The organism is Chishuiella changwenlii (assembly GCF_900142565.1).
Lineage (GTDB): Bacteria > Bacteroidota > Bacteroidia > Flavobacteriales > Weeksellaceae > Empedobacter > Empedobacter changwenlii.
Map to the genome: position 1 here is coordinate 150,905 of NZ_FRBH01000005.1, position 21,696 is coordinate 172,600.

The 21,696-nt window shown below is 28.6% G+C and carries 16 protein-coding genes; 3 read left to right on the forward strand and 13 right to left on the reverse strand.

Going from position 1 to position 21,696, the window contains the following annotated elements:
* Nucleotides 1-42: 42 nt before the first annotated feature.
* Entirely contained in the window at nt 43-798 is a 756-nt protein-coding gene (gene yaaA / locus BUA86_RS07050; RefSeq protein ID WP_072931166.1) for a peroxide stress protein YaaA, read from the reverse strand.
* Nucleotides 799-1,101: 303 nt separating this feature from the next.
* Between yaaA and BUA86_RS07055 the strand changes: the two genes are divergently transcribed.
* Nucleotides 1,102-1,299 carry a hypothetical protein gene (locus BUA86_RS07055; RefSeq protein ID WP_072931167.1) on the forward strand — a complete coding sequence of 66 codons (198 nt, stop codon included), beginning with the start codon at nt 1,102-1,104 and terminating at the stop codon, nt 1,297-1,299.
* Nucleotides 1,300-1,782: 483 nt separating this feature from the next.
* Here the strand turns inward: BUA86_RS07055 and cas9 are convergent, their stop codons facing one another.
* The 11 genes from cas9 to BUA86_RS07110 form a co-directional block, all read right to left on the reverse strand.
* The gene (cas9, locus tag BUA86_RS07060; RefSeq protein ID WP_072931482.1) at nt 1,783-6,000 is read right to left on the reverse strand and encodes a type II CRISPR RNA-guided endonuclease Cas9; all 4,218 of its coding nucleotides are present in this window, start codon (nt 5,998-6,000) and stop codon (nt 1,783-1,785) included.
* Nucleotides 6,001-7,121: 1,121 nt separating this feature from the next.
* Complete coding sequence (locus BUA86_RS07065; protein WP_072931169.1) at nt 7,122-7,670, reverse strand: hypothetical protein; 549 nt, start codon at nt 7,668-7,670, stop codon at nt 7,122-7,124.
* Nucleotides 7,654-8,247 carry a glycoside hydrolase family 19 protein gene (locus BUA86_RS07070; RefSeq protein ID WP_083580319.1) on the reverse strand — a complete coding sequence of 198 codons (594 nt, stop codon included), beginning with the start codon at nt 8,245-8,247 and terminating at the stop codon, nt 7,654-7,656. The genes BUA86_RS07065 and BUA86_RS07070 overlap by 17 nt, the downstream gene beginning before the upstream one ends.
* Nucleotides 8,247-8,822 carry a hypothetical protein gene (locus BUA86_RS07075; RefSeq protein WP_072931171.1) on the reverse strand — a complete coding sequence of 192 codons (576 nt, stop codon included), beginning with the start codon at nt 8,820-8,822 and terminating at the stop codon, nt 8,247-8,249. The genes BUA86_RS07070 and BUA86_RS07075 overlap by 1 nt, the downstream gene beginning before the upstream one ends.
* Before the next feature lie 88 nt (nt 8,823-8,910).
* A complete protein-coding gene (locus BUA86_RS07080) occupies nt 8,911-9,216 on the reverse strand; it encodes a hypothetical protein (RefSeq protein ID WP_072931173.1) in 306 nt (101 codons plus the stop codon).
* A gap of 3 nt (nt 9,217-9,219) precedes the next feature.
* Nucleotides 9,220-12,603 carry a phage tail protein gene (locus BUA86_RS07085; protein WP_072931175.1) on the reverse strand — a complete coding sequence of 1,128 codons (3,384 nt, stop codon included), beginning with the start codon at nt 12,601-12,603 and terminating at the stop codon, nt 9,220-9,222.
* Nucleotides 12,588-13,226 (reverse strand): hypothetical protein, encoded by a 639-nt coding sequence (locus BUA86_RS07090; RefSeq protein WP_072931178.1) that lies wholly within the window; start codon nt 13,224-13,226, stop codon nt 12,588-12,590. Before BUA86_RS07090 ends, BUA86_RS07085 begins: the two co-directional genes overlap by 16 nt.
* Nucleotides 13,226-13,750 carry a hypothetical protein gene (locus BUA86_RS07095; RefSeq protein ID WP_072931180.1) on the reverse strand — a complete coding sequence of 175 codons (525 nt, stop codon included), beginning with the start codon at nt 13,748-13,750 and terminating at the stop codon, nt 13,226-13,228. Before BUA86_RS07095 ends, BUA86_RS07090 begins: the two co-directional genes overlap by 1 nt.
* Entirely contained in the window at nt 13,740-18,044 is a 4,305-nt protein-coding gene (locus BUA86_RS07100; RefSeq protein ID WP_072931182.1) for a tape measure protein, read from the reverse strand. Before BUA86_RS07100 ends, BUA86_RS07095 begins: the two co-directional genes overlap by 11 nt.
* A complete protein-coding gene (locus BUA86_RS07105; protein ID WP_072931184.1) occupies nt 18,044-18,259 on the reverse strand; it encodes a hypothetical protein in 216 nt (71 codons plus the stop codon). The genes BUA86_RS07100 and BUA86_RS07105 overlap by 1 nt, the downstream gene beginning before the upstream one ends.
* Before the next feature lie 5 nt (nt 18,260-18,264).
* Complete coding sequence (locus BUA86_RS07110) at nt 18,265-18,786, reverse strand: hypothetical protein (protein WP_072931186.1); 522 nt, start codon at nt 18,784-18,786, stop codon at nt 18,265-18,267.
* Between the two features lie 534 nt (nt 18,787-19,320).
* Between BUA86_RS07110 and BUA86_RS07115 the strand changes: the two genes are divergently transcribed.
* Together BUA86_RS07115 and BUA86_RS07120 are read left to right on the forward strand one after the other, a co-directional pair.
* On the forward strand, nt 19,321-20,151 hold the full coding sequence (locus BUA86_RS07115) for a hypothetical protein (RefSeq protein ID WP_072931189.1): 831 nt from the start codon (nt 19,321-19,323) through the stop codon (nt 20,149-20,151).
* Between the two features lies 1 nt (nt 20,152).
* Nucleotides 20,153-21,088, forward strand: coding sequence for a hypothetical protein (locus tag BUA86_RS07120; RefSeq protein ID WP_072931191.1), 936 nt, complete (start codon nt 20,153-20,155; stop codon nt 21,086-21,088).
* Nucleotides 21,089-21,145: 57 nt separating this feature from the next.
* Here BUA86_RS07120 and BUA86_RS07125 read toward each other — a convergent pair whose 3' ends face one another.
* Complete coding sequence (locus tag BUA86_RS07125) at nt 21,146-21,685, reverse strand: hypothetical protein (RefSeq protein WP_072931193.1); 540 nt, start codon at nt 21,683-21,685, stop codon at nt 21,146-21,148.
* Nucleotides 21,686-21,696 lie beyond the last annotated feature (11 nt).

Genomic DNA, 21,696 nt, shown 5'->3' on the forward strand with positions numbered 1-21,696 from the left:
CACTAAAAGTAGTCTTTTATATCAATTATTTTTTAAAGAAAACTATCGTGTAAAAACTAATTTGTCTTTTGTAGAAAGGTTATCATCATAACGATAACCGTCTACATCAAACGCTTTTACCTCATCTAATGTTTGTACATTATTCACAGCACAATATCTCGCCATTGCGCCACGTGCGTGCTTAAAATACATCATAATTTTCTTTAATTCTCCGTTTTTGTAATCCTGAAACTCTACATCAATCGTTGGAATTTTTAAGGCATCAACATCCAAAACTTTTACATATTCATTACTTGCTAGATTTAATATAAACTCTCCTCTTTTTAGTTTTGAATTAAAAAATGGAGTTAAAACTTTTTTCCAAAAACCATATAAATATTTAGATCCATTTACATCTAGTTTAGATCCCATTTCTAGACGATATAACATAATCTTGTCTAAAGGGCGAAGTATGCCATATAAACCAGAAAGTAAAAAAGCATTTCTATTTAAATATTCTATCGCATTTTCGTCTAATGTTTCTGCATCTAAGCCTCTGTAAACTTCTCCTTTAAAAGCAAATACAGCAGGAATAGATTGTTTTGCCAATGGTTTTGGTCTCCAAAGTTGATTTCTCTCTACATTCATTTCAGCAATTTCTTTAGAAATTTTCATTAATTTTTCTAAGTCTGTTGCATTCATTTTTTTCATTACATCCATAATCTCTTGTGAATGTCCTAAAAATTGTGGCGTTGTAGCTTTCCATTTTGCTTCTGTTTGAAGATTCATCATCTTAGCTGGCGACAATAATATTTTCATGATGTGAAGTGAATTTTATTTTGATTGTTATTAAGTTGGAATAATTAAATTTCTCTTACAAATATAGGGATAGTTTTATCGCAATTTATAGAACTACTATTGATAAAATAAATAAGACTATTTTGTGACGCTATTTTTATTATTAAAAATCCTCATGAGAGCGCCTATTTTCGGGACAAAATAACAATGAAATAAATTTAACACTATTTTCGTTAATTTAATTTTATTTTTTTAATTCAAATGGTATAATAGTTGATTATTCGCTTAACAGATATTTACATAAACAGTTAAAATTGAAGCACTATGAAAGAAGAATTACTAAATCTTGGGTTTAAGGAGTTTGACAATAATTGTGGTGGTGATTATTTTTATTACAGCCATAATAAACACATTGTCATTACACATTACAGTGGAGTTATTTTTAGTAAAATACCTGGACACATTAAAGCGTTTAAATACGATATAGATAATCTAAAACATTTAATTAGTTTATTAAATTAAATGTTCAATAAAAAAAATTAAAAATTTGATATAACATTCTATTTTTTTTATAATTTTATACGTGTAGTTACAACACGAGCATATTGCTAAATAAATTACTAACCGTTGTGAGTTCCTTTCATTAAAAACTCGAACGGGATATTTAGAATTTTTACAATTCTAAATAAATACAATAATTTTAAAATTTAACAAAACGGCTTATAGTTGCGAGTTCCTTTCAAATTTTACAACTTTATACTGTAATTGTAACTACAAGGTTTTTTATCGCATTTCTTTTGTGATTGTGAGTTCCTTTTAAATTTTATTACTTTTTAAAAGAGTAGTAAATCTTATATTTAAAACCTTTTAAATTATAAGTATAAAGAACATTATAGTAAAAAATACAAAATCCGATAGTAAAGTAATTTATTATCGGATTTTTTTGATTTCTATAAACTGAAGTTGTTTAAACTAATTATTTAATTTTCAATTATAATCTTATTTTTAATACTCTCCTACTTCTACAATATCTCCTAAATGATTCGTGCGAACTTTTATTATATTTTTAACTCCACTAATACCTTCTCTTTTCCATGTTATATTTTTCAGTTCGTTTACATCATCAACTTTAGTTTCTAAATGATGTCTAAAAAAATAATCTTTAGTCGCAATTTTTTGTACTCTATATAAATGTTTACTTATTAATGGTTGATTTGTTTTATCTAGTAAATCTATCTCTAAAGGATTAAAATCATCCGAAGAAAAAACAAACATTTCATTCTGTTTCATTGTAAATTTAAAGCTCCAACCTAAATGTTGATTATACTGCTTATCTACAACTGGTAAATTTTGGTTTACTCTTGCTACAGCTTCATAAAAAGAAACTATTTTTTCTTGTAAATTTCCTTTCTCATCTTCATAAATAGCCACATGATGATTATTACCGGTGTTAACAAAATCTACAGGAATAAAATTACCTTCGTTGTCTAAAATTTCTTTTCCTAAATGATCTTTCTTTACATGTAGAGATTCTGCATTTTTTACACCTAAAATAGTAACACGTTTTATTGCAATTCCTTTTTCTTCATTCAACCAAATAGGATTTTGATCTAAATCAGAAAATGCTTTTTTTGCATCTCCATTAAACAAATTTAATCTTTGCTGCAATATTCGTTTTACACCTTCATCAATAATTTTATCTAGCTTTAAATCTGGACTAACTTCTTTTCGAATAGTATAATAATCCTCTAACCATGTTAATTTTACTTTCTCAGGTAACTGTGATCCATCTTCTAATAAGATAGGATTTTTAGATAATGTATTTTTACCTGCAAATGCTTTTTTAGGATCATAATCATTTTTCTTTAATCGATGAAATAATAAAGCTCGATAAGTTGGATTTGAAACTTTTTGTATTGTTTCTTCATTAAACTTTGCTGAAACTTTTTCCTCCTTTATTACAGGTTGTTTTATTTTTCCGTAAACTGTTTCTTTATGCATTTGTCCTCTAGGAGTTAATGTAATTTGAATTTTATCGCTTCCTTTTATCTTATTTATATTTCTCGTAACAATTTTATTTTTCGGTTTATGAGAGACTAAAACAGATTCTAAATGTTGTTTCGCTACTTTTCTGAAATTAGGCATTGGCTCATTAAATACCAATTTTTTATTGCCTTTCTCATCAACCTTATAATGTGTTTCTTTTTTTTCTATTTCGATAATCGTTTCATGCTTTTCAGCATCTTTATTTTTACGAGAATTTAAATTACTTAAGTATTGAATAAATGCGCATTTAGTAAAAGCAATTGTTAAAGCATTCATTGCTTGATGTCTGTAATCACTACGCTTAGACCAACCTACAATAACTTCTTTTAAACGTCCATCTTTTGTTTTCTGAGTTTCTGTTAATCCAGAGTTTTGATATTTTTCTAAATTAATTTCTTTCATTAAACTTACTAATCCCCAATCTTCACGTAAACGATCACTTACAGAACCAGAGGTAGAGACAACAATTTTGGCAATCTGAAATAATATTTCTTTTGCTTTTTTCGCTATATACTGCGAATCTCTTAAATCTCTCTCTATAAAACCTTCTCCAATTTCATTTCCTGTCATTAGCAATTTTTTATTTTTTGCCTTAGAAATTCCATCTTCTTTTTCGTTATATAAAGCTTCTACTCTCTTCTTAAATTCGTTTAATTTATCAATTCCAAAAACATCTAAAATATAATCATAAGCTGTCTTGTTGCCTTTGGCTAAATTTATATTTCGAGGAACTAATGTCTTGTTGGAAAAGCTATTATCAAATAAACGAGATTGAGGAATGATATGATCTATATCGTATTTTTTAGTAAAAATGTCTTCTCTATTTATATATTGATTGGTATATAAATCCCTATATCCATTATTTTTTAGTTCCTGATATAGCTTATATCGAATAATATCATTTCTAGTAGGAAATTTTATTCCATCTTGTGTTTGTAAAATTTTTACAATTTTATCATGAGCTAATTTTGCAGAATTAATTTGTTTTGTAAGCTCTTCCCTTTCTTTTGCACTTTTTTTAAGTTCTCGAGCTAATTCTATTCTAATTTCATCAAAACGAAAATCTCTTGGCTTCCCCTTTTCTTCTAATTTATCATTCTCTGTATCAATTAATGTATTTACGACATTAATCATTTGGTTCATTACCTTTTCTACAACAGGATTTCGTAAACTATTTTTTGATAAAACATCTAATCTCTCTTTTAAAACACGTTTATCTATTTCTTCTTTTGATAAATAATTTTTAGAATAACGATAATTAGGCAAATTATATTCTATAGACACATACTCGCAGGCTTTGCTATATTCACTTTCTTTTATATATGGGAATATTTTACGAATTGCCTTAGCACTTAAACTTCCGTAATCATCCTGAAAAGCTATGTTTCCAATAACCTTTGCTTGTTCTAATTCGAAACCGAACTTGTGCATTAACAAGCGATATAAAGTATCCATTCCTGTTAAAGAATCATCTTCCTCATAAGCATATAACAAATGCCATAATTTATAAGACGATTGTTGTTCAAATTCCTTTCCTTCTAATTCTGCATTAAAACTTAAGACTGAAGAGTCTATATTATTCTTTTCAAAAATGGATTCCATTAATGCTTTAATCTCAAAAGAAGGAATTTCTACATCATTAATTAAAATTTCATCTTTGTTTAGTTTTAATTTTAATGCTCCTCTAATATCGCACTTTTCATTATCAAGAATAGATAGATAGGCATTGTATAAAGCCTGATTGGTACGATTACCATCTAATTCTTTATAATTTAATTCCCATTCTTTTGGTTTGTCATATAAAAGAGCTAATACTTTATCAGCAGCTAAATTTCCTTTTAAATTTAGCTCTTCAAACAACATGATTTTATCTTGCTCATTAAGCGTAAAAACTTCCTTTGTTTCTTTATTCTTTAATTTGACATTGTGCAGTTTTTGCCAAATTTTAAATTCCTGAAATAATGGAGAAGATTTCGGAATAACTCGTAAACCTACATTCTTTTTCTTTCCGTTTATAATAATTTCTTTTTGTTCAAATTCACACAAAGAAATTAATCCCTTATGAGATTTTAATTTACGTTGATAGAAAATAATAACGTCACGTATATCCTCTTTTAGGTTATTTGTTAAAACATCTTCACGTCCTTTTGCTTGTACTTCCCATATTTTTTCAAATTCATCTAAGTAATCTTGTCTGTAAAAAACTTGAGCTTTTAAACGAGCATGAGGATTATTTTTTAATTGTAAATATTGATATTGTCCTACAGTTTGTTGATTAAAATATAACTCCTTACTTCTATCAGAGATTGCGCCCAAATAACCTGAAGAATTATAGATCTGTGTATTAATTTCCTGTAAAACAATCGTTAATTGTTCTAAATTTAATTGTTGTTGTAAAGCATCATTTCTCCATTGATAATTTTCAAACTTCAATTCATCTCTTTTCTTTTCTCGTTTGATACTCTCTAAAGAAAAAGGAACTTTTAAAGTAGTCCAAGTTGCTATTTTTCCTTTACCATTTAATTCTTCTTTTAAATTATCTGTTAATAATTCCAAATAGAACTGTTTTTGATATTCCCAAATAGCATTCAATTCATTTTGTAAATCTGAACGATAAAAATCTGGAATCCTTTTATTCCCAGATTTTAGTGAATCATGTACATATTGACCTGGCGTTAAATTTTCTTCGTAAAGCTTTTTAGCAATGGCCATTCCATCTATTAATTGTCCATCTTCTGTATTATTTACTTTACGAGAACTTTTATACCCACGCTTTTTATTAATCATTAATAATACGCGAGATAAATCGCTTAAATTTAAATTCTCTTCTGCAGCTAACGCTCTAAGCCTAAATGTTTCGAAAGTTGTTTGATTTCCGTTTTCTGCTAAAATAGTTTCATCGGTAATCCATTTATTTTCTTTTAATATTTTAATTAAATTGTCACGACGAAGTTTGTATCGTTGTAAGTTTCTGCGTGATGATCTTGCTAAAGTTCTCCCTGCATTTGTGGTAATGGGCTTTCCTTTTTCAAAATTTGTTTGTTCATCAGTAGTTAATGGATTAACTCTAACACCAATTTTTTCTATTATAGATTGTTTGGTATTATTTACAGTCTCTTTAACAAATGCCCAACCAATAGAATTGGTACCCAAATCTAAACCGAGTATATTTTTTATCATTTTAATTCAAAATTTTGAGATAGGTCATAAAAATTATCAGATAACTAGTATTTTTAATTAAAATCGCCCTTATTGTGTACTTTGAATAGTCTCATAAAAACTATTAGTTCGAATGAAATTCTGAAAGAGTTTAGTATAGAGAACAAGCTTTCTTTAATTTAAAAACACACAACAGATTATTTACAATATTATATAATTAACATTTGTTATAGATCACTTCTAGGAGTAATTTTATATCTCCTATTTTACCCTGTATATAAATTTTGTTTCAATTTATGAAAATAAAAAAATATACAATTACGGTTTTCCGTAATCTTAACTATAATTTTATATTGTACATTTGTAATGAAAGGAACTCACAATAAGGATTATTCCGTTGTGAAAATCAAGAATTAAAACACACTTCTCAATACCTTTAAATTCAGTAATTTAACCTCTTTATAAAAATCCTTTAAAATTTCACGCAAACAATACGCAAACATTTTAGACTTTTTTCAGAAAAAAAAGAGAGAGGTTTAGTGCCTCTCTCAAGATTTGAGGGATAACCAATCCCAACAACCTAAAACCTATATAGCTACTTGAATAGCCGTTGCTAATATATTTATTTTTTTTTAATAATTGTATAAAAAATATACAATTTTAACAACAATGTTTTAGAAGAAATAGTAAAGTCTGAAAACCATCATATTAACTTCATATGTGTTTACAAAAAATAAAAACCCAACAGAATAATCCTGCTGGGTTACCAATACTAAACTAAACAAGTAATCCATGTAATAATACTTGCTTCATAAATATAATAATATCTATAATTATTAATAAATAATTATTGTTAAAATTTATATTAAAAATAGCTCAACATAAGGTGAGCTATTTAAGGTAAAAAACAAACCTATAAGTGATATTAACACCTATTGATTATTGTAAATATAAATATTTGTTATTTACATAAAATAATTAAATTGTTAATTCTTATAAAAAAAGGTACAGTAATTACTTACTGTACCTCTTATTTTAACCAAGTTGTATGTAATTAAAAATCACATATGATTCATAAATTTAGTTATTTATTTTGATAATTTTATCTTTTATAATGTTAAATTTTAAAAGATAAAATTTTAATATTTAAACCTTCTAATTACATAATAAAGAATAATTATTAATGCTAATATTAATACTCCAAAAGTAGGACCAATAGAAAATTTGTCTTTTTCTTTGTCAACTGTTATTTGACTGTTATTTGATTCTAATTCTGTTTTTGATCTAGAATTAACCTTAGATACTTCATTCTTTACTTGATGGGTATTTGATTTTATAATCGAATCATTTTTTTTATCAGTTGATTTTCCATTTATAAATCCTTTTCCTTTAAATTTCCATCCATTATCAGTTTTAATAATTTCTAACTCGTCATTATTATTAACTCCATTAAATGAGAAATTTAGTTCTTTCATATAATTACTCCAAGATAAAGAATCAACTTTATTTAAAGCATCATCCTTTTGGATTAATACAGAAGAATCAACATTATTTTTCTTTACTTCATTCTTTTCAAATTCAATTCTACTTTTTTCAATTGATTTTTTTGAAGTTCTGCAACTTGATAAACAAAAAACTATTAGCAATGAAATGAGCATTGCTATTCGATAATTAAAACCATTTTGCATATTGATTCGTTTTATTAATTCGATCTTGTAATCCATTTAAACCACCGTTAACTCTTTTTGTAAGAGTTTTTATATCTGCGATGTTCCAAAGGTTATTTTTATCAAAAAAGAATATAGCAGATTCAATATAATAATCTTTCCAAACTAAATCTGGGTTCAACATAATCTCATTTGGTTTGCATAATCCTTTTTTAATAAGCCAATTTTCGAATTCCTTGTAATTGTTACGCCCTGTTAACTGAACAGCTCCACGGCCACGAAAATAATAACCATCGTTAGGATTAATATTTCCCATACGTCCACCATAAACTAGGTTAGCTAATTTTTGAGGATTTCTCTCATACATTTTAGCTTTAGAATAAGTTTGAAAATACTTAGGAAAAACTTGTTGTAATCTTGCTGCAGTATAATTTAAATTCTCTTCTTTTAAAGTTAAGTTTGCTGATTCATGACAAACCTGACCAAAGAATAAAGCTGGATGTTTTATATTAAAAACTTCAGCAATTTTACGAGCTGTATTTTTACCAAAAACACCATCCGTAACTAATCCGTATTTTTTCTGAAAATCTATAAGCATTACTCTTCTTTTTTAATTATTTCTAAAAATTCTTTAATGTTTCCATCGCGTTCGTAGTTGTACAGTTTTTCAATTAAAAACTCTGGTGGAAATTTTCCATTCGTCAAAATGAAGCTATTACGCATTATCTTGGCAATCGGGTATAATAATGTTATGATTTGAATAGATGAAGTAAATGCAACAGAAAGGAAACCGTCTGGAATAGAATTATCAATTTGATCTAAGGAAAAATAAACCCCAAAAACTACAACAACCGTTATTAAAGTTGATTTAAAGAACTCGCCTATATCGAAGCTTTTCAGTTTACGATGTGTAAGAACTCCTATAAATGCATTAATAAACATAACAGCATATAAACCATATAAGAAAGATTCATTTTCAGCGTGCCAATTAAAAGCAGAATTAATTAAAAATGCTATAGGCGTAAGTTTGAAAAAGCTTGAAATGAAGAACTCAAATCGTTCCTTTTCAGTCAGCTTAATTTTGTTTGTAAAGAGTAATATTATAGGCGTTAAAAATAACGTCAAATAAGCTAGACAACGCTTAAATCTAGTAGTAAATAATTTTTGTTTCATACACATTGTTATTGGCGCAACAATGTTGATGTAAAATTATGGTAGCAGAGATTAATTAAAGGTTTCTGATTTAGAACTTAGGAAAAAGTTAGGATACATCTATTTGAGAATATAAATTATTTATCTCGTTTATAGAAGCCTTAATCTTATCAATGATTTGACCTATATTTTCAATTTCTTTTGCTGTCTTTAAATCAAATTGTCCTGTTTCTGTATATAAGCTTCCAGCTAATAATATTTTTCCAGGTTCATTAATATTTGTTAATTGAAAATTAATTGCCTTAGGTTTTTCATTATTTTCATAATTAAAAGCATAAGCAACTTTAAGTTCATCAGTAATATCTTCACTAAGTATTTCAGATATTGATTTTTGTTTTAAATTAAATTTTCCCATTATTTATAAATTAGTCATTACTATAATTCTATTTAGTCTTTCAACACCATTTTCAATATATACTATTGAAATAGCAGGTTTAAGTGAGCTTGAATCTTGTTCTAATGGACCATAATTTTGCAAATACCAGCCATTAGGTATATTTAAGGTTCTGGAAGTGTTATTTGATTTATAGCCATTATACTGTTGCCAATCTGCATTTGAAGGAATTGTTCCATTGAAATACTCCCAACATTGATAATTAAGCTTAGATTGTTCTATAGTATAAATTCCATTAGATTGAGTTATTAATGGAGTTAAGTAAACTCTTATTTGATCATCTGTAGCGTTTAAATTTGTAACTGGTACTTGAAAGAACTTTCTTTCAGACCAACTTTCTTGAGAATAAGCAACGTTAACTAATCCACGGTTTGGGTCAAGTTTAAACATTAAGTAACCGTCTTTATGATAACCATTCATTGCAAATACACCATTCTCTAAACCGAATTTAAAAGCTATTTGCCCATTAGGATGATAGAAGTTCATAGTACCATCATCCAATGTATTCCATGCTGCTTTATTTCTGTTTTGAGCAGTTCCACCTGCCCAAAGTCTAACAGACTTTGAACCACTCTCATTTAATCCACTTAATCCTGCGTTTGATTGAAATTCAGAACCAACCATTAAAACACCTGTTGCAATCACATTTTGATCTATCGTAGTGCCTAGAAAAGAAGTTACTCCATCAATCCTTTTCATTGTATTATCTAGTTCAGTAATTTGTTTTTGAACATCTTCTGGAGCTGGACTCCAATCTGTAGCCTTATTTCCTTTTTCCAACTTTATGCCATCTAAGCAAAGCCAATTCATTGTAAAAGCATCAAATCTTACATATAATGTTTTAGCATTACTTGGTGTAGTAAATTTAACAAATGTTCTTTTTATACCCCAATCATAAGAAAGTTGAGTTGTTTCTGTAATTGGCATAGCTTCATATCCATTATCATAAATAAAACTTATTTGCAGGTGATCGGAACTAAAAGGAAGAATATAATTGAAAGAAAGTATATAATCAGATGATTTTTCAATTTCAATTTTTTGAAGACCAAAATAAAAAAAATAGGTTTGTGCATTGTTGAATGCTACTAAAAATTTACTACCATATTTTGGTAAAATACCTCCATAATTTGAGGTTCTTTCGAAATTAACATTATGAAGATCAATAAAGTTGTACTCATTCTCAAAACTGCTATTCTCAATTAAATTCCTTCCTCCGATTTCAATTGAATCTCTAACTTGATTAAAAGCTGGAGAATCATTTGTAAACGTTATTTTACCACTTATTTCACCAGTATCTAAATCAAAATAAGTGTTTCCTCCTCCACTCGATTCAATTCTACCCGCTTTGATAAACCTTCCAGAAACAGTAGAAAAACCATACATTAAAGAAACTTCTCTTGCTTTAATTTCATTATCATAAGAATTAACTATTCCAATTAGAAAATAATAGTAATTTCCTTGATCAACTGTGTACTGAAATTCAGTAACATCAATTATTCCAATTGAATTATCTTTATTACATCTTGCGTAGATGTAGTAAGGTTTATTTGCTTCAAGATTTTTCGTACTTGCGCCTATTTGCCAATCTCTTATATTTTCTTCAATCGTAAAATGAACAAGAGTACAACTTGACCATCTTAGGATATTTGGATTTCCATTTATATTAGGTTCAAAAAAAGAATCAATTAGATTAAATTGCATAGACTTTGCTCCAACTTGTAAATGTGTAGTCTCAATTGAATTTGGTTTGATTTTTTCCGTATAATAATCACCTTCAACATCAAAAACCATGTTAAGAACCTCTTGTGCGTCTTTCCAATTTCTACGAGCTTTTGCTGGATTATTAAGGTCGTTAATCTTAATAATGTTGTTTATATTCTTTATTTCACCAGCAATAGTTCCAGAAACAAGATTTGAAACTTTTGAATCTGATAATACAAGTTTATAATCAAATGGATTTCTTAAATCCCTTTCAATTGATTTTATTCTTATAAATCGATTTATACCAAAATCTTCATCAATTACCTTGATGAAATCTCCTACTTTGAAAAACTCTATTACAGTTTCATTTAATTGTCTTTGTAGGTATAATGTATCAATATCCATTGAATATTGAACATTTGGTTCAAGTTTATCAGATAGATATTCATTTGCTTTTTGAAGCAATTCATTTTCAGTATTATCAACATACGTTTGTGGCATTTGAATATTTAAAATAACATATTCATCGCCTGGGGTAATTCGAAAAGCATTATTATCTTTAGATGGAAATTCATAACCATTTTCATCTGCAAACTTTATGATATGAAATTCTTTATTAGAATGGTTGTAAGCGTGAACATCAAATTCATATCCAGCCAATGCACCAGTATTAAAATGAATTTTTGCAGCAGATCCTGCGATTAAATACTTAGTTCCATTTTCATCCTTTTCGTTTAAATCAAAATCCATTGAAGAATCAGAGAATTTATAAGGAGAATCAGAATTAATAGATGCAACTATTCCTATTCTTTTCGGATAAATATCATCAAATAATTTAACCGCTTCATAAATCCCAAAACGCTGAATTGCATCAGCACTTTCAATATAAGAATTAGGTTTGTTCTTTCCTGGTAACACTAATTTATTCGAACGATAAGAAGTTCCTAAATTTTGATCAGAACCATAAACTTTTAATCTTGTAATAATATCTGAACTATCAACTTTTTCACGAATCAAATTATAAAGCCCTTTATTAAAACCTACTTTAAATTCAAGAGGAATTTCTTCTCCTACTTGTAGAAAATTAATTTTATTTAAACCATTTTCATCTGTAGAAATTGTAAAATCAGTATCATATTCATCACATAACTTCTGTAAAACCCCTAAGCAATTATCTTCTTCTGAAAATGTAATAGTTTTTGTTTCTGTACCTTCAGTAATTTCACCTAAACCCCACTTATCTGTAAATACACGATTAGCGTTTTCAATTAAAACTCGTGCGAATAATTCTAAATCAGCTGTTAATGTTTCTCCATAAATTGCTGATCCAGTAGTATCAATATTTACATCATAAGAAGCACGACGAAGGTCATACATTACTCCTTCGAATGTTGCAGAATATTGATATTCGTTTCTGCTGTTCTTTTGATATCTAGGAATTTGATTTAAAGTATATTTCCTACCTAAGTAATAAAATGTATCACCTATTTTAAAATCATGAAAATTTCTACTTGTTATATCAATATCAATAGTATCATTACTTCTTAATTCCGTTTTCTGAGAAATAGAATTAATTATTCTAAAGGCTGCACGATCTTCAAGCAAATACTCTTCTCCATTTGGTCTAATAACTAATATTTGCTCCATAAGATATCTGCATTAGTTTGGAATTGTGTAATAGCATCTAAATCACCCATTATAATCGGATAATAAACATTTTCATCTAAATAAGTATGAGTATAATTTTGATTTGATGAAGTTGTGTATTGTTCTACTCCATCACCCCAATTAATTACCATAACTTTATTGGAAGAAATAGTAATAGTTGTTGTCTTAGATTTTGATTGTAAGATCCTTTTAACAGGGAAATTTTCAATTAGATTTAACGTAAAAGTTGCTACAGCATCAGAATCATTATATATAAGATTAGTTTCTGCTGAATTATCCCTAAAAACTTGACATTCCATTCTTAGACTATCAACGATTACTGATATGCGTCTACTACCCTTTTTGTCAATTTCGTTCAAAAAAGCATTATATTTTTCAATCGTTTCTTTTAATGATTTTGCGTGAACAAAACAAGAAATTGAAATTGTTCGCGAATCTTTAAATCTATTTTGTAAATCCACATCAAAACCATGTTCATCGGACCAGTCTTTTTTAACTCCTTCCTTAAATTTCGTTTTGTCGAAAATCCCAGAGGAATCAGAAACTAAAACATTGTAATTTTTGAAAGATATATTATCTAATAAATAAACTACTGCTGCCATTATTTAAATGTTTTAGTTTTCTTTTTAACTATTTTTACATAGCTATCATCAAGTTGTTTAAAACTAACCTTTGCTCCTTTATAGACGTTTACACAAACTTTAGAACTATCATTTGCAATTACTTCTAAATCTACATCGTCAAAAATATCAACCATGATAAAAGCAGAGTCTTTAGCAACTATTTTAGCTTTAGTTTTATCTCGTAAAAAAACTTCAGAAACCAAATATTGATTACCTATTAGATTAAGTCTTGAATCACCTAAACAAACTATCTTTTTTACATTTTCTAGTATTGGATTATCGTCTAAGAAAATACCTTTATGTTCCATGTGACCTTTTAAATTTCTTCTAAAGAAATCATTCGATAAAAACTCTGTTGAAAAAGAAAAGTCTATACCTTCAATATACATATCAAGTAGTTCATCTACATTAACAGTATGATTAATTCTTGCAGCCCACTCTTCACAGATATCATTGTCAATTGCTCTTTTTAAAGCTTCTTTTTTTATATATTTAAAATCCATAACTTCTATTTTCTCCTAGTTTATCTACTTTATCAATTAATTTATTTAGCAAAGGCTCCATCATTCTTGTATTAGCATCTATATTGGCTAATCTATCAAGCTGCTGCATTAAAAATTTATTTGATAAATCACGTTGTTTATTTGCTTCTACAATAAGAAGTCTCATCGCATTTACTTGTCCAGCTACGATACTTGCAGTTTCTTGTGACATCCCTGAAATAGCACCACTTAAAGAATTTTCATTCGGGTCCATTTCTAAATCCTTGAATAAATCACTATACATTTCTAATGCTCCTGAAAAGTTTTTAGAAATCTCTTTTAAACGTTCCCTAAACTTTTCTTGTTCTTCCTGAGAAAGTCCATTAAACTCAAAATTACCTTCGTCATCACCGCCCATGTCTTTTTTTAGTTTATCTAAAGCCCCTTGTAGTTGCTTTTCTAAAAATTCCTTTTTAAGTTGATTTAAAATTGCATTTTTAAGAACGTCATTAGCTACTTTTTCAAATGATTTAGCAGCATCTTCTCCTTTACCAAAAGCTTCTGCTAAAGCATCACCTAAAGTATTTGCTAAATCCTTTGCATTAGTTTGTAAAATGTCTTGTGCTAAAGAATCAAGTAAATCTTGTTTGGATTGATCAAGTTCAATAATTGCTTGTTGCCATTCTTTAATCTTACCTTGATCTGTCTTTTTACGAGACTGTTCAGTTTTAATCATTTTACGATACTCCTCTTGTTGCTTGGTAAGGTTATCAAGCATCGTTCGCTGATTCTTGTAAGTATCACCACCAAGAGCTTTGTCAGTTTCGTATTGAAGATTTTTAAATGATCGTGCTAAATCATCAACAGCTTGTTGGTAACGTTTAATTTGACGTTGTTTCTTCTTGTCATTAAAGTTTAGAACTGATTTAACAGCTTTCGCTAGACCTTGAATAATTTTAACAGGATCTTTACTTGCAATACCTTCTGCTATATCAGCACCAGCATTAAATAAATCAGCTCCTAACTGAACAGCATCTTTTGTTGAATCCGAAACATTAATACCTAAATCTTCAGCAAGACTTAAAGTTTCATTAATAGCTCCTTGAATACCACCAATCAAACCTCGAATACTATCTAAACTTACACTACCATCAATGTCCTTAAAACCTTTTTTAACCCCCTCCTTAAAAACATTAAAAGAGTCTATTAAATTATCAAAAGGATTATCCTTTTCTAGTTTTTCTTTAATTCCTTTAAACTGATCTTGATAAGCTTTTTTATCTTGTTCGCTAAGTTTTGAATTGGGATTATTTAACTCAGTTCGTATTTGGTCAAGAATTTTACGTAATTGAGTTCCAGACTTATTGGAATAATCTCCAAATATTTGAATCCAACCTTTTGACTTCTTTAAAATCTCAGAATCTACTGCACCAACAGCTTCGATTTGCTTATTCTTTATCTCCTTAATTACATTTTCGTATTGAGTAATTGTTTCTGGAGAGACAGAACCAGTTTTATTTAATTCTTTTTGCAAGTTTTCTTGCATTCGTTTAATCTCACGATTCGAATCATCAATAATCTTTTGTTTTTTCTGCTCTAAAGTTTGATACTTCTTAAGAATTTCATTTACATACTTGTCATTTGTTGGAGTGTCTTCTAAAGCTTCTGTACGTTTAGTTTCAACTTGTTCAATAGCAATGACAATCTTTTGTTTTTCAATATCATCTTTTGCTTTTTCAAGCTTATACTTTAAAAGTTCAATTTCAGTATCAAACTTTTTATTTATAGTATCTAAAGGATTGAATTCTTCTTTTAAAGTATCAATTAATGACTTTGCTGCATCATCAGCTTTCTTAATGTTTTCAATTTCTTTTTCATCAAGGAATTTGAATTTTTCCTGTTCGATTGGATTTGATGAATTAGCGAATTTTTGCTTTTCTTCTTGAAGTAAACCAATAATCTTTAAAAGATTTTCAGAAGAATCTATTTGTTCATTTATACCATCTTTATACTTATCAAAAGCGTTGTAAGAAATTACTTTTTGAAGTTCGTCATTTACATACTGCAACTGACCAACTTGTGCTTTGGTTTTGTTAGTTACGTTAGCTAATTGTTTTTGAACATTACGTAAGTACTCTTCGTAGTTAGCACCTTTACCTTTTATGCGTAAAGAAATAGCTTCGGCAGCAGATAAAAGTACTATATCTCCAGAGTTTATGTAATTCACATAACGGTCGTACTCGTCCTTCATTCCTTGTACTTGCTTTTTGAAAATCTCTACGGGATCATCTGATTTTTTTGGAGTTTTTGGTTTTTTAGGTTTATCAGATTTAGTTTTAGTCGTTTCCCAAGCTTTTAAAGCATTATTTGCCCCATCAATAACCTTTTGTAAATCCTGCCACTCTTTAGTGTCTTTTTTACCAATACCTAGATCTCTTTGTTTTTGCGTAGCTTCATCACGAATTAATGACCAATCGCTGTAATTTTTATCTCCATAAGCCTTTCCAATAGTTTTATTTAGTTTATCATCTATGTCGTATAACTTACTATAAGCTTCTGTTAATTGAAAATTAAGTTTTGATATATCCCATTTAGCAAATGCTGAAGCAACTAAATCGGCAGCATTTTTACTGTCAGCTTGTTGTTCATTTACTCTTCTTATTTCATTTACTTTATTCTGCAATTCTTGAACAATACCTTCGTAATAAGACTTTTGTTCATCTAAAGTCATGTTGGAGATTTTTTGTTCCTCCTCAACCTTTCTTACATGAGTGGCTTGCAGATCGTATTCACCTGTTAAATCTTCTAATTTTTTATATAAAATATCTAAAACCGAACCTGAAGAGGCTCCCGATTTATTAGCGTTATCAATTTGGTTTTTAACAGACTTAATTTGCTTTTCTATGTCAACTAAAGCTTGTTTCTGAGAACTTAAACCTTTTTCATCATAAGAAGCATTCAATAATTTTCTAAGCTCAGTTAAATCCATTGTCGCAATTTGTTCTTGCGTAAGATTCTCTAAACCTTTTAATTTTAATGCTTGTAAAGCGTTATAAGCTTGTATTTGTTGGTAAACAGTTGCTGTTTCATCTTTCAAAGTATTGATGTACTCATCAGCTTTTTTCTTAGTTTCATCAAGCCCTGATTTTACCTTTTCTTGAGTTTTATTATAAGCTTCTTGCGCTCTTTGTGCAGAAGTGGTATTATCAGATAATAAGTAATAAGCAGTTCCTAATGCGACAACACCAGCAATGATAATAGCGTAAGGATTAGCCATCATTACTGTATTTAAAGCGGTTTGAGCTGCTGTTAATTTTAAAGTCGCAACATATCTTAATGCTTGCATTGTTGTAACCCTTCCTTCTGCTGCGCCAATTGCTAAAGTAGTAGTCAATCTAGCTTGTTCAATCGTATTTAAAACAATTACTGCCGCTTTATAAGTTCCATAAGCTGCAACTAAAACAGCGATAGTTTTTCCAATAGCTTGATAATTCTCAACAACAGTGGAAGCTCCGCTAATAACAGATGTGATAAAACCCTGCGAATCTTTTCCAATTTCGTTAAACATTACTTCAATTTCATCTTGAAGCTTTGCAATTTGCCCTGGAATAGTTTTAGATTGTTCCTCCATCATATTGTAAAACAACCCTCCTTGTGAAGTTAAATCTTGTAATACTTTTTCAACTTCTTTGAAACCAACTTTTCCCTCTGAAACCATATCTGCAACAGCTGATTGAGCTACGCCCATATTTTTGGCAATCATTGCAATCATTGGTACTCCTGCCTCTGTAAACTGTCTAAGGTCGTCACCCATAAGACGACCTTTTGCTCTTACTTGACCATATACAAGAATTAAACGAGAAATAGGAACACTTAATCCGCTGGATATATTACCTAACATTTCAAGTGTTTCCGTAAGATTTTCAGCTTCTACTTGGTAAGCTAACAACTGTTTAGCTCCTTGAGTAACCTCGCTAAATTGCATAGGAGTGTTCTTTGCAAGCTCAACCATTTCACTCATTAATGCAGTTGATTTTTCTTGCGATTGCAACATTGTTCTAAACGATATTTCAGTTTGTTCAAACTCTCCTCTTACTTGAACTAATTGAGTTATAAAACCTTTTGCAGCGGCGATAGAAAGGAAACTACCACCAAGAACAGCAATATTACTCATCGAGCTTTGAACCTTGTTTAACTCATTTGCTGCGTATTCAGAAGTTCTTGCGAAATCAGCTCTAGTTTGAGCAAGAATTTGCTGAACTTGTTTATTATCTAGTGTAAGGGTATATCCTAATCTTCCGTTGTTGATTTGCATTATTGAAACATTTTTAAAATATCTGCTTGATTTTGTTCTGTTATCTTGATTGGTTTAGCTGCTTTAGAATCTTCATCTTTATCATCATAATCATATGAAGGAGCATCTGCCATTAATCTTTGAACCTTTGCCCAGCTAATTCCATTTTCTAAATAATCTATAGTCCAGTTGAAATGATCACATATAGAAGCTCTTGTTCCGTATGTTGATCTCATTCCTTTTACTCTACTTCGTTTGGACTTATCGTCGTCTTTATCGACATCGTTACCGTAGAGTTTGTAAAATTTACTAGAGATTGATAGTTTAGAATTTCATTGGCTATTTCTTCCAATTTTATAGGTGTTAGATTATCAAACAAAACCTTCTTTAGACGCTTAAATTCCTTTTCAGAATAATCAACACCTAAAACAGCGATAGCAACAATATTTGCCATGTTATAAGCATTCTTTGCTGCTACAAGTTTCATTTCGTTAAAAGAATCAGTATCGTTGTTTTGCGAGAATTTCGAATTATCTAGATATAATTCAATTTGATATTTAGCCATTCTATCCATTGTAGATAATCGTAAAGGATAGATTTTAAAAACTTCTTTTACTTTTTCTCTGATAGATTTATTTGTAGTGATAAGACCATAGAAACGCTTGACTTTGATAGTCTTTTCTTTGAAATATTCAAGTTCAAAAGAATATGGGACATCATTTAAAATGTCTAATTCCTTTTTAGTAAGTTCTTTGTTATCCATTAGATATTTGCTTTATACAAAAATCCGATGTAAGTATGAAGAAGTAAGTTTATTAAAGAGTGACTTAGGAAAAACTTAGGCACATCATTTTAAAGAAATAATGTTAAAAACAAAACTTTAACATTTTAATAAAAATTTAAATATTAATTTTAGTTTACTATAAAACCAATATTAACTTTTAACTTATTAAAAATTATTTTTTGAATTTCAAATTTATTTTTTTATTGAAAAAAGGGTCTAGTGTAATGCTAGATCCTTTTTGTTTACAACATGATTTTAAATGATTTAAAGTGTTAAATATTATATTTTAACAGTTATTATAAACTATTAATTATAATTTTATAACTGTATAACCCAATATCACTTTTTTTTAAAGTGTTTTTATAAAATTTTCAAATATTTTTGTTAAGGATTTAGTTATTTTACTAAATCCTTTTCTTTTTTTTCTAATCTTAACGTTTAGGAAATAAATTTGATTTTTAATTTTAAAACTGTAAATAATAGACTAACAACAACTAAAAATTATTATAAATAATGAGTAAATTTTACACAATTTCAACTCTTATTTTTGCAAGCATTTTAAATGCTCAAGTAGGAATAGGAACAATTGAACCTCAAGGATCTTTTCATATTGATCCTTTATCTAATACAAATCTTAACAATGGTAATTCAGATGACTTGATAGTTGATAAGAATGGTAATTTAGGTATTTCAACTACTTCTCCAACAAATAAATTAACAATTAATGGAGATAATACTACTAATCCTATCAATATTAAAAATTTTAAAGAATTCACAAATACAAGCAATTTATCTAACCTTGCAATTGACAAGGATTCAAACATTGGAACTGTAAGTTATACTAACATACCTACAATATTTTTTTCTCTTTTAGAACAAACTAAGGGACTTGATTTAAGTGGTAATAATAATAAAATTAATTTACCAATAAGTTCAGGTAAAGTAGACTTTAATACAACTTCATTAAATTTTGGAATAGAAAATAATTTACATTATTTAAATGTAACTGATAACGGTATTTATTCTATTGAAGCTATTGCAAGCTTTCACTGTGATACTAATAAAATCTGGGGAGTAAATTTAATTATTAGTAAAAAAGAAATTAATCAAAGCAATTATGTAGTTATAGATTCACGAAGAATACTTACAAAACTTAGTAATGATTATAATATTCCAATGCCTGGTAGTTTTTTTGGAGTGTTTAGTTTAAAACAAGGAGACAAAGTTACTGTTGATGTTGGAACTGGCTTTGCAGCAACTGATGTTAATGCAGCTTCTTGTGGAACACATAAACCAGGTCTAAATACCTCTGCCGTAAATTTTATAATAAAAAAATTAAACTAATATGAAAAAAATATATTTTTTAGTTACTACTTTATTCACATGCACTTTATTCTCTCAAGTTGGAATAAACACAAATAATCCTCAAGGCATATTACATGTTGATGCTAAAGGAGATAACTCAACTAATGCAAATAATACTACTGATGATTTAATTTTCACAAATGATGGGAGATTAGGAATTGGAACTATTACTCCTCAAAATAAACTTCAAATTGTAGGAGATGGTATAAACCATCCAATTAATGTAAAAAACATTCAACCTCTTTCAACTCAAAATAGTCTTTTGTACATTGATAGTGATGGAAATATTGGTACTCATGTTTCCACTGAAACTTCAACTACTCAAATATTTGTTATGAATGCAAAAGTACCTACAAGAGGTGCTCAAAACACATCAGAATCCAATAATGGATATAATACATCTACAGGAATTGATTTATCGAATATTTCTGCAAGAAATTATATGCCTTGGAGTATTTTAACAAGAGTTGGAACAACAGAAAGACAGACTATAGATAACATATCTAATAACCTAAATACTACTATAGAAAATACAAATTATATTAGAATTCCAAAAACTGGATTCTATTCTATTCAAGTACAAGGGTCATTCTCATGTAGAGGTAATTCAACTTTAATATATTACGCATTAGATATGATTATGTATAAAGGTACTGAAGCTACAACAGCCTCTTCGTCAGAACTTGAAAGAAAACGTATTTTAGTAGGTCGAAATGATAATACATCTTACGCAGGATCATTTTATACTGTAGCAAAATTAAATGAAAATGATCGAATTTCATTTGCAATTGCACCTGGTTTGAAAGATGATGGAACACAAATAGTAACATCAGCTAATTCTGTTTTTAATTGTGGAATTGGTACACCAAGTGGTAATGCATCTAATTTCTCGTCTATAAGTTTAATATTATTATAAATAAAAATAGCCACTCTTAAATAAGAGTGGCTTTTAATATAAATTCTATTTGATCATTTACCCTTTAGGAGGAAAATTTGTTTCAAAATTCGAAAGGTAATCACAAATTACAGGTTGCTTTCCGTCTGCAGCTGCTAACGGCGTAACTACACATGTCATTGTTAAAACTCCAGTTCTTGTGAAATCACCTCCAAAAGTAGTTTTAATTGACGCTCTAGGTACAGCAAAATAAATACCTTGTTCTGGTTTGAATAAAAACGACTTTTCTACTGTAACCGTTCTCCCTAAGAAACCTACAGCTGTAGCTCCAACTTTTTCTCCTCCCATATACTCCTCAACTAATTCTGGAGTAGCGTCTAAGATTTGAAAGTTATATTCAATTGTATCAGGTTGATTAATTACTAATACCGGAACTGGATTAGATTGTTCTCTAATTTCAGTTGAATCTCCAGCTTCCATTGTCATATTAGCTGAATCTTCATTTACTTTTCCAATCTTAGTCATATCTTCTAAGAAAGGCATTTCTCCACTTTCTAAAACTTCTCCGACAATAATCTCAGCTAGTCCAAATGTGTATGGTGTTTTTACTCCTGCCATAATTTTAAGTT

Excerpts from the sequence above, each read along its gene's own strand:
- BUA86_RS07125 (WP_072931193.1), bottom strand. The coding sequence starts at position 21,685 with ATGGCAGGAGTAAAAACACCATACACATTTGGACTAGCTGAGATTATT.
- BUA86_RS07055 (WP_072931167.1), top strand. The coding sequence starts at position 1,102 with ATGAAAGAAGAATTACTAAATCTTGGGTTTAAGGAGTTTGACAATAAT.
- BUA86_RS07110 (WP_072931186.1), bottom strand. The coding sequence starts at position 18,786 with ATGGATAACAAAGAACTTACTAAAAAGGAATTAGACATTTTAAATGAT.
- BUA86_RS07105 (WP_072931184.1), bottom strand. The coding sequence starts at position 18,259 with ATGAGATCAACATACGGAACAAGAGCTTCTATATGTGATCATTTCAAC.
- BUA86_RS07100 (WP_072931182.1), bottom strand. The coding sequence starts at position 18,044 with ATGCAAATCAACAACGGAAGATTAGGATATACCCTTACACTAGATAAT.
- BUA86_RS07075 (WP_072931171.1), bottom strand. The coding sequence starts at position 8,822 with ATGAAACAAAAATTATTTACTACTAGATTTAAGCGTTGTCTAGCTTAT.
- BUA86_RS07095 (WP_072931180.1), bottom strand. The coding sequence starts at position 13,750 with ATGGATTTTAAATATATAAAAAAAGAAGCTTTAAAAAGAGCAATTGAC.
- BUA86_RS07120 (WP_072931191.1), top strand. The coding sequence starts at position 20,153 with ATGAAAAAAATATATTTTTTAGTTACTACTTTATTCACATGCACTTTA.
- BUA86_RS07090 (WP_072931178.1), bottom strand. The coding sequence starts at position 13,226 with ATGGCAGCAGTAGTTTATTTATTAGATAATATATCTTTCAAAAATTAC.
- BUA86_RS07080 (WP_072931173.1), bottom strand. The coding sequence starts at position 9,216 with ATGGGAAAATTTAATTTAAAACAAAAATCAATATCTGAAATACTTAGT.
- BUA86_RS07070 (WP_083580319.1), bottom strand. The coding sequence starts at position 8,247 with ATGCTTATAGATTTTCAGAAAAAATACGGATTAGTTACGGATGGTGTT.
- yaaA (WP_072931166.1), bottom strand. The coding sequence starts at position 798 with ATGAAAATATTATTGTCGCCAGCTAAGATGATGAATCTTCAAACAGAA.
- BUA86_RS07115 (WP_072931189.1), top strand. The coding sequence starts at position 19,321 with ATGAGTAAATTTTACACAATTTCAACTCTTATTTTTGCAAGCATTTTA.
- BUA86_RS07065 (WP_072931169.1), bottom strand. The coding sequence starts at position 7,670 with ATGCAAAATGGTTTTAATTATCGAATAGCAATGCTCATTTCATTGCTA.
- BUA86_RS07085 (WP_072931175.1), bottom strand. The coding sequence starts at position 12,603 with ATGGAGCAAATATTAGTTATTAGACCAAATGGAGAAGAGTATTTGCTT.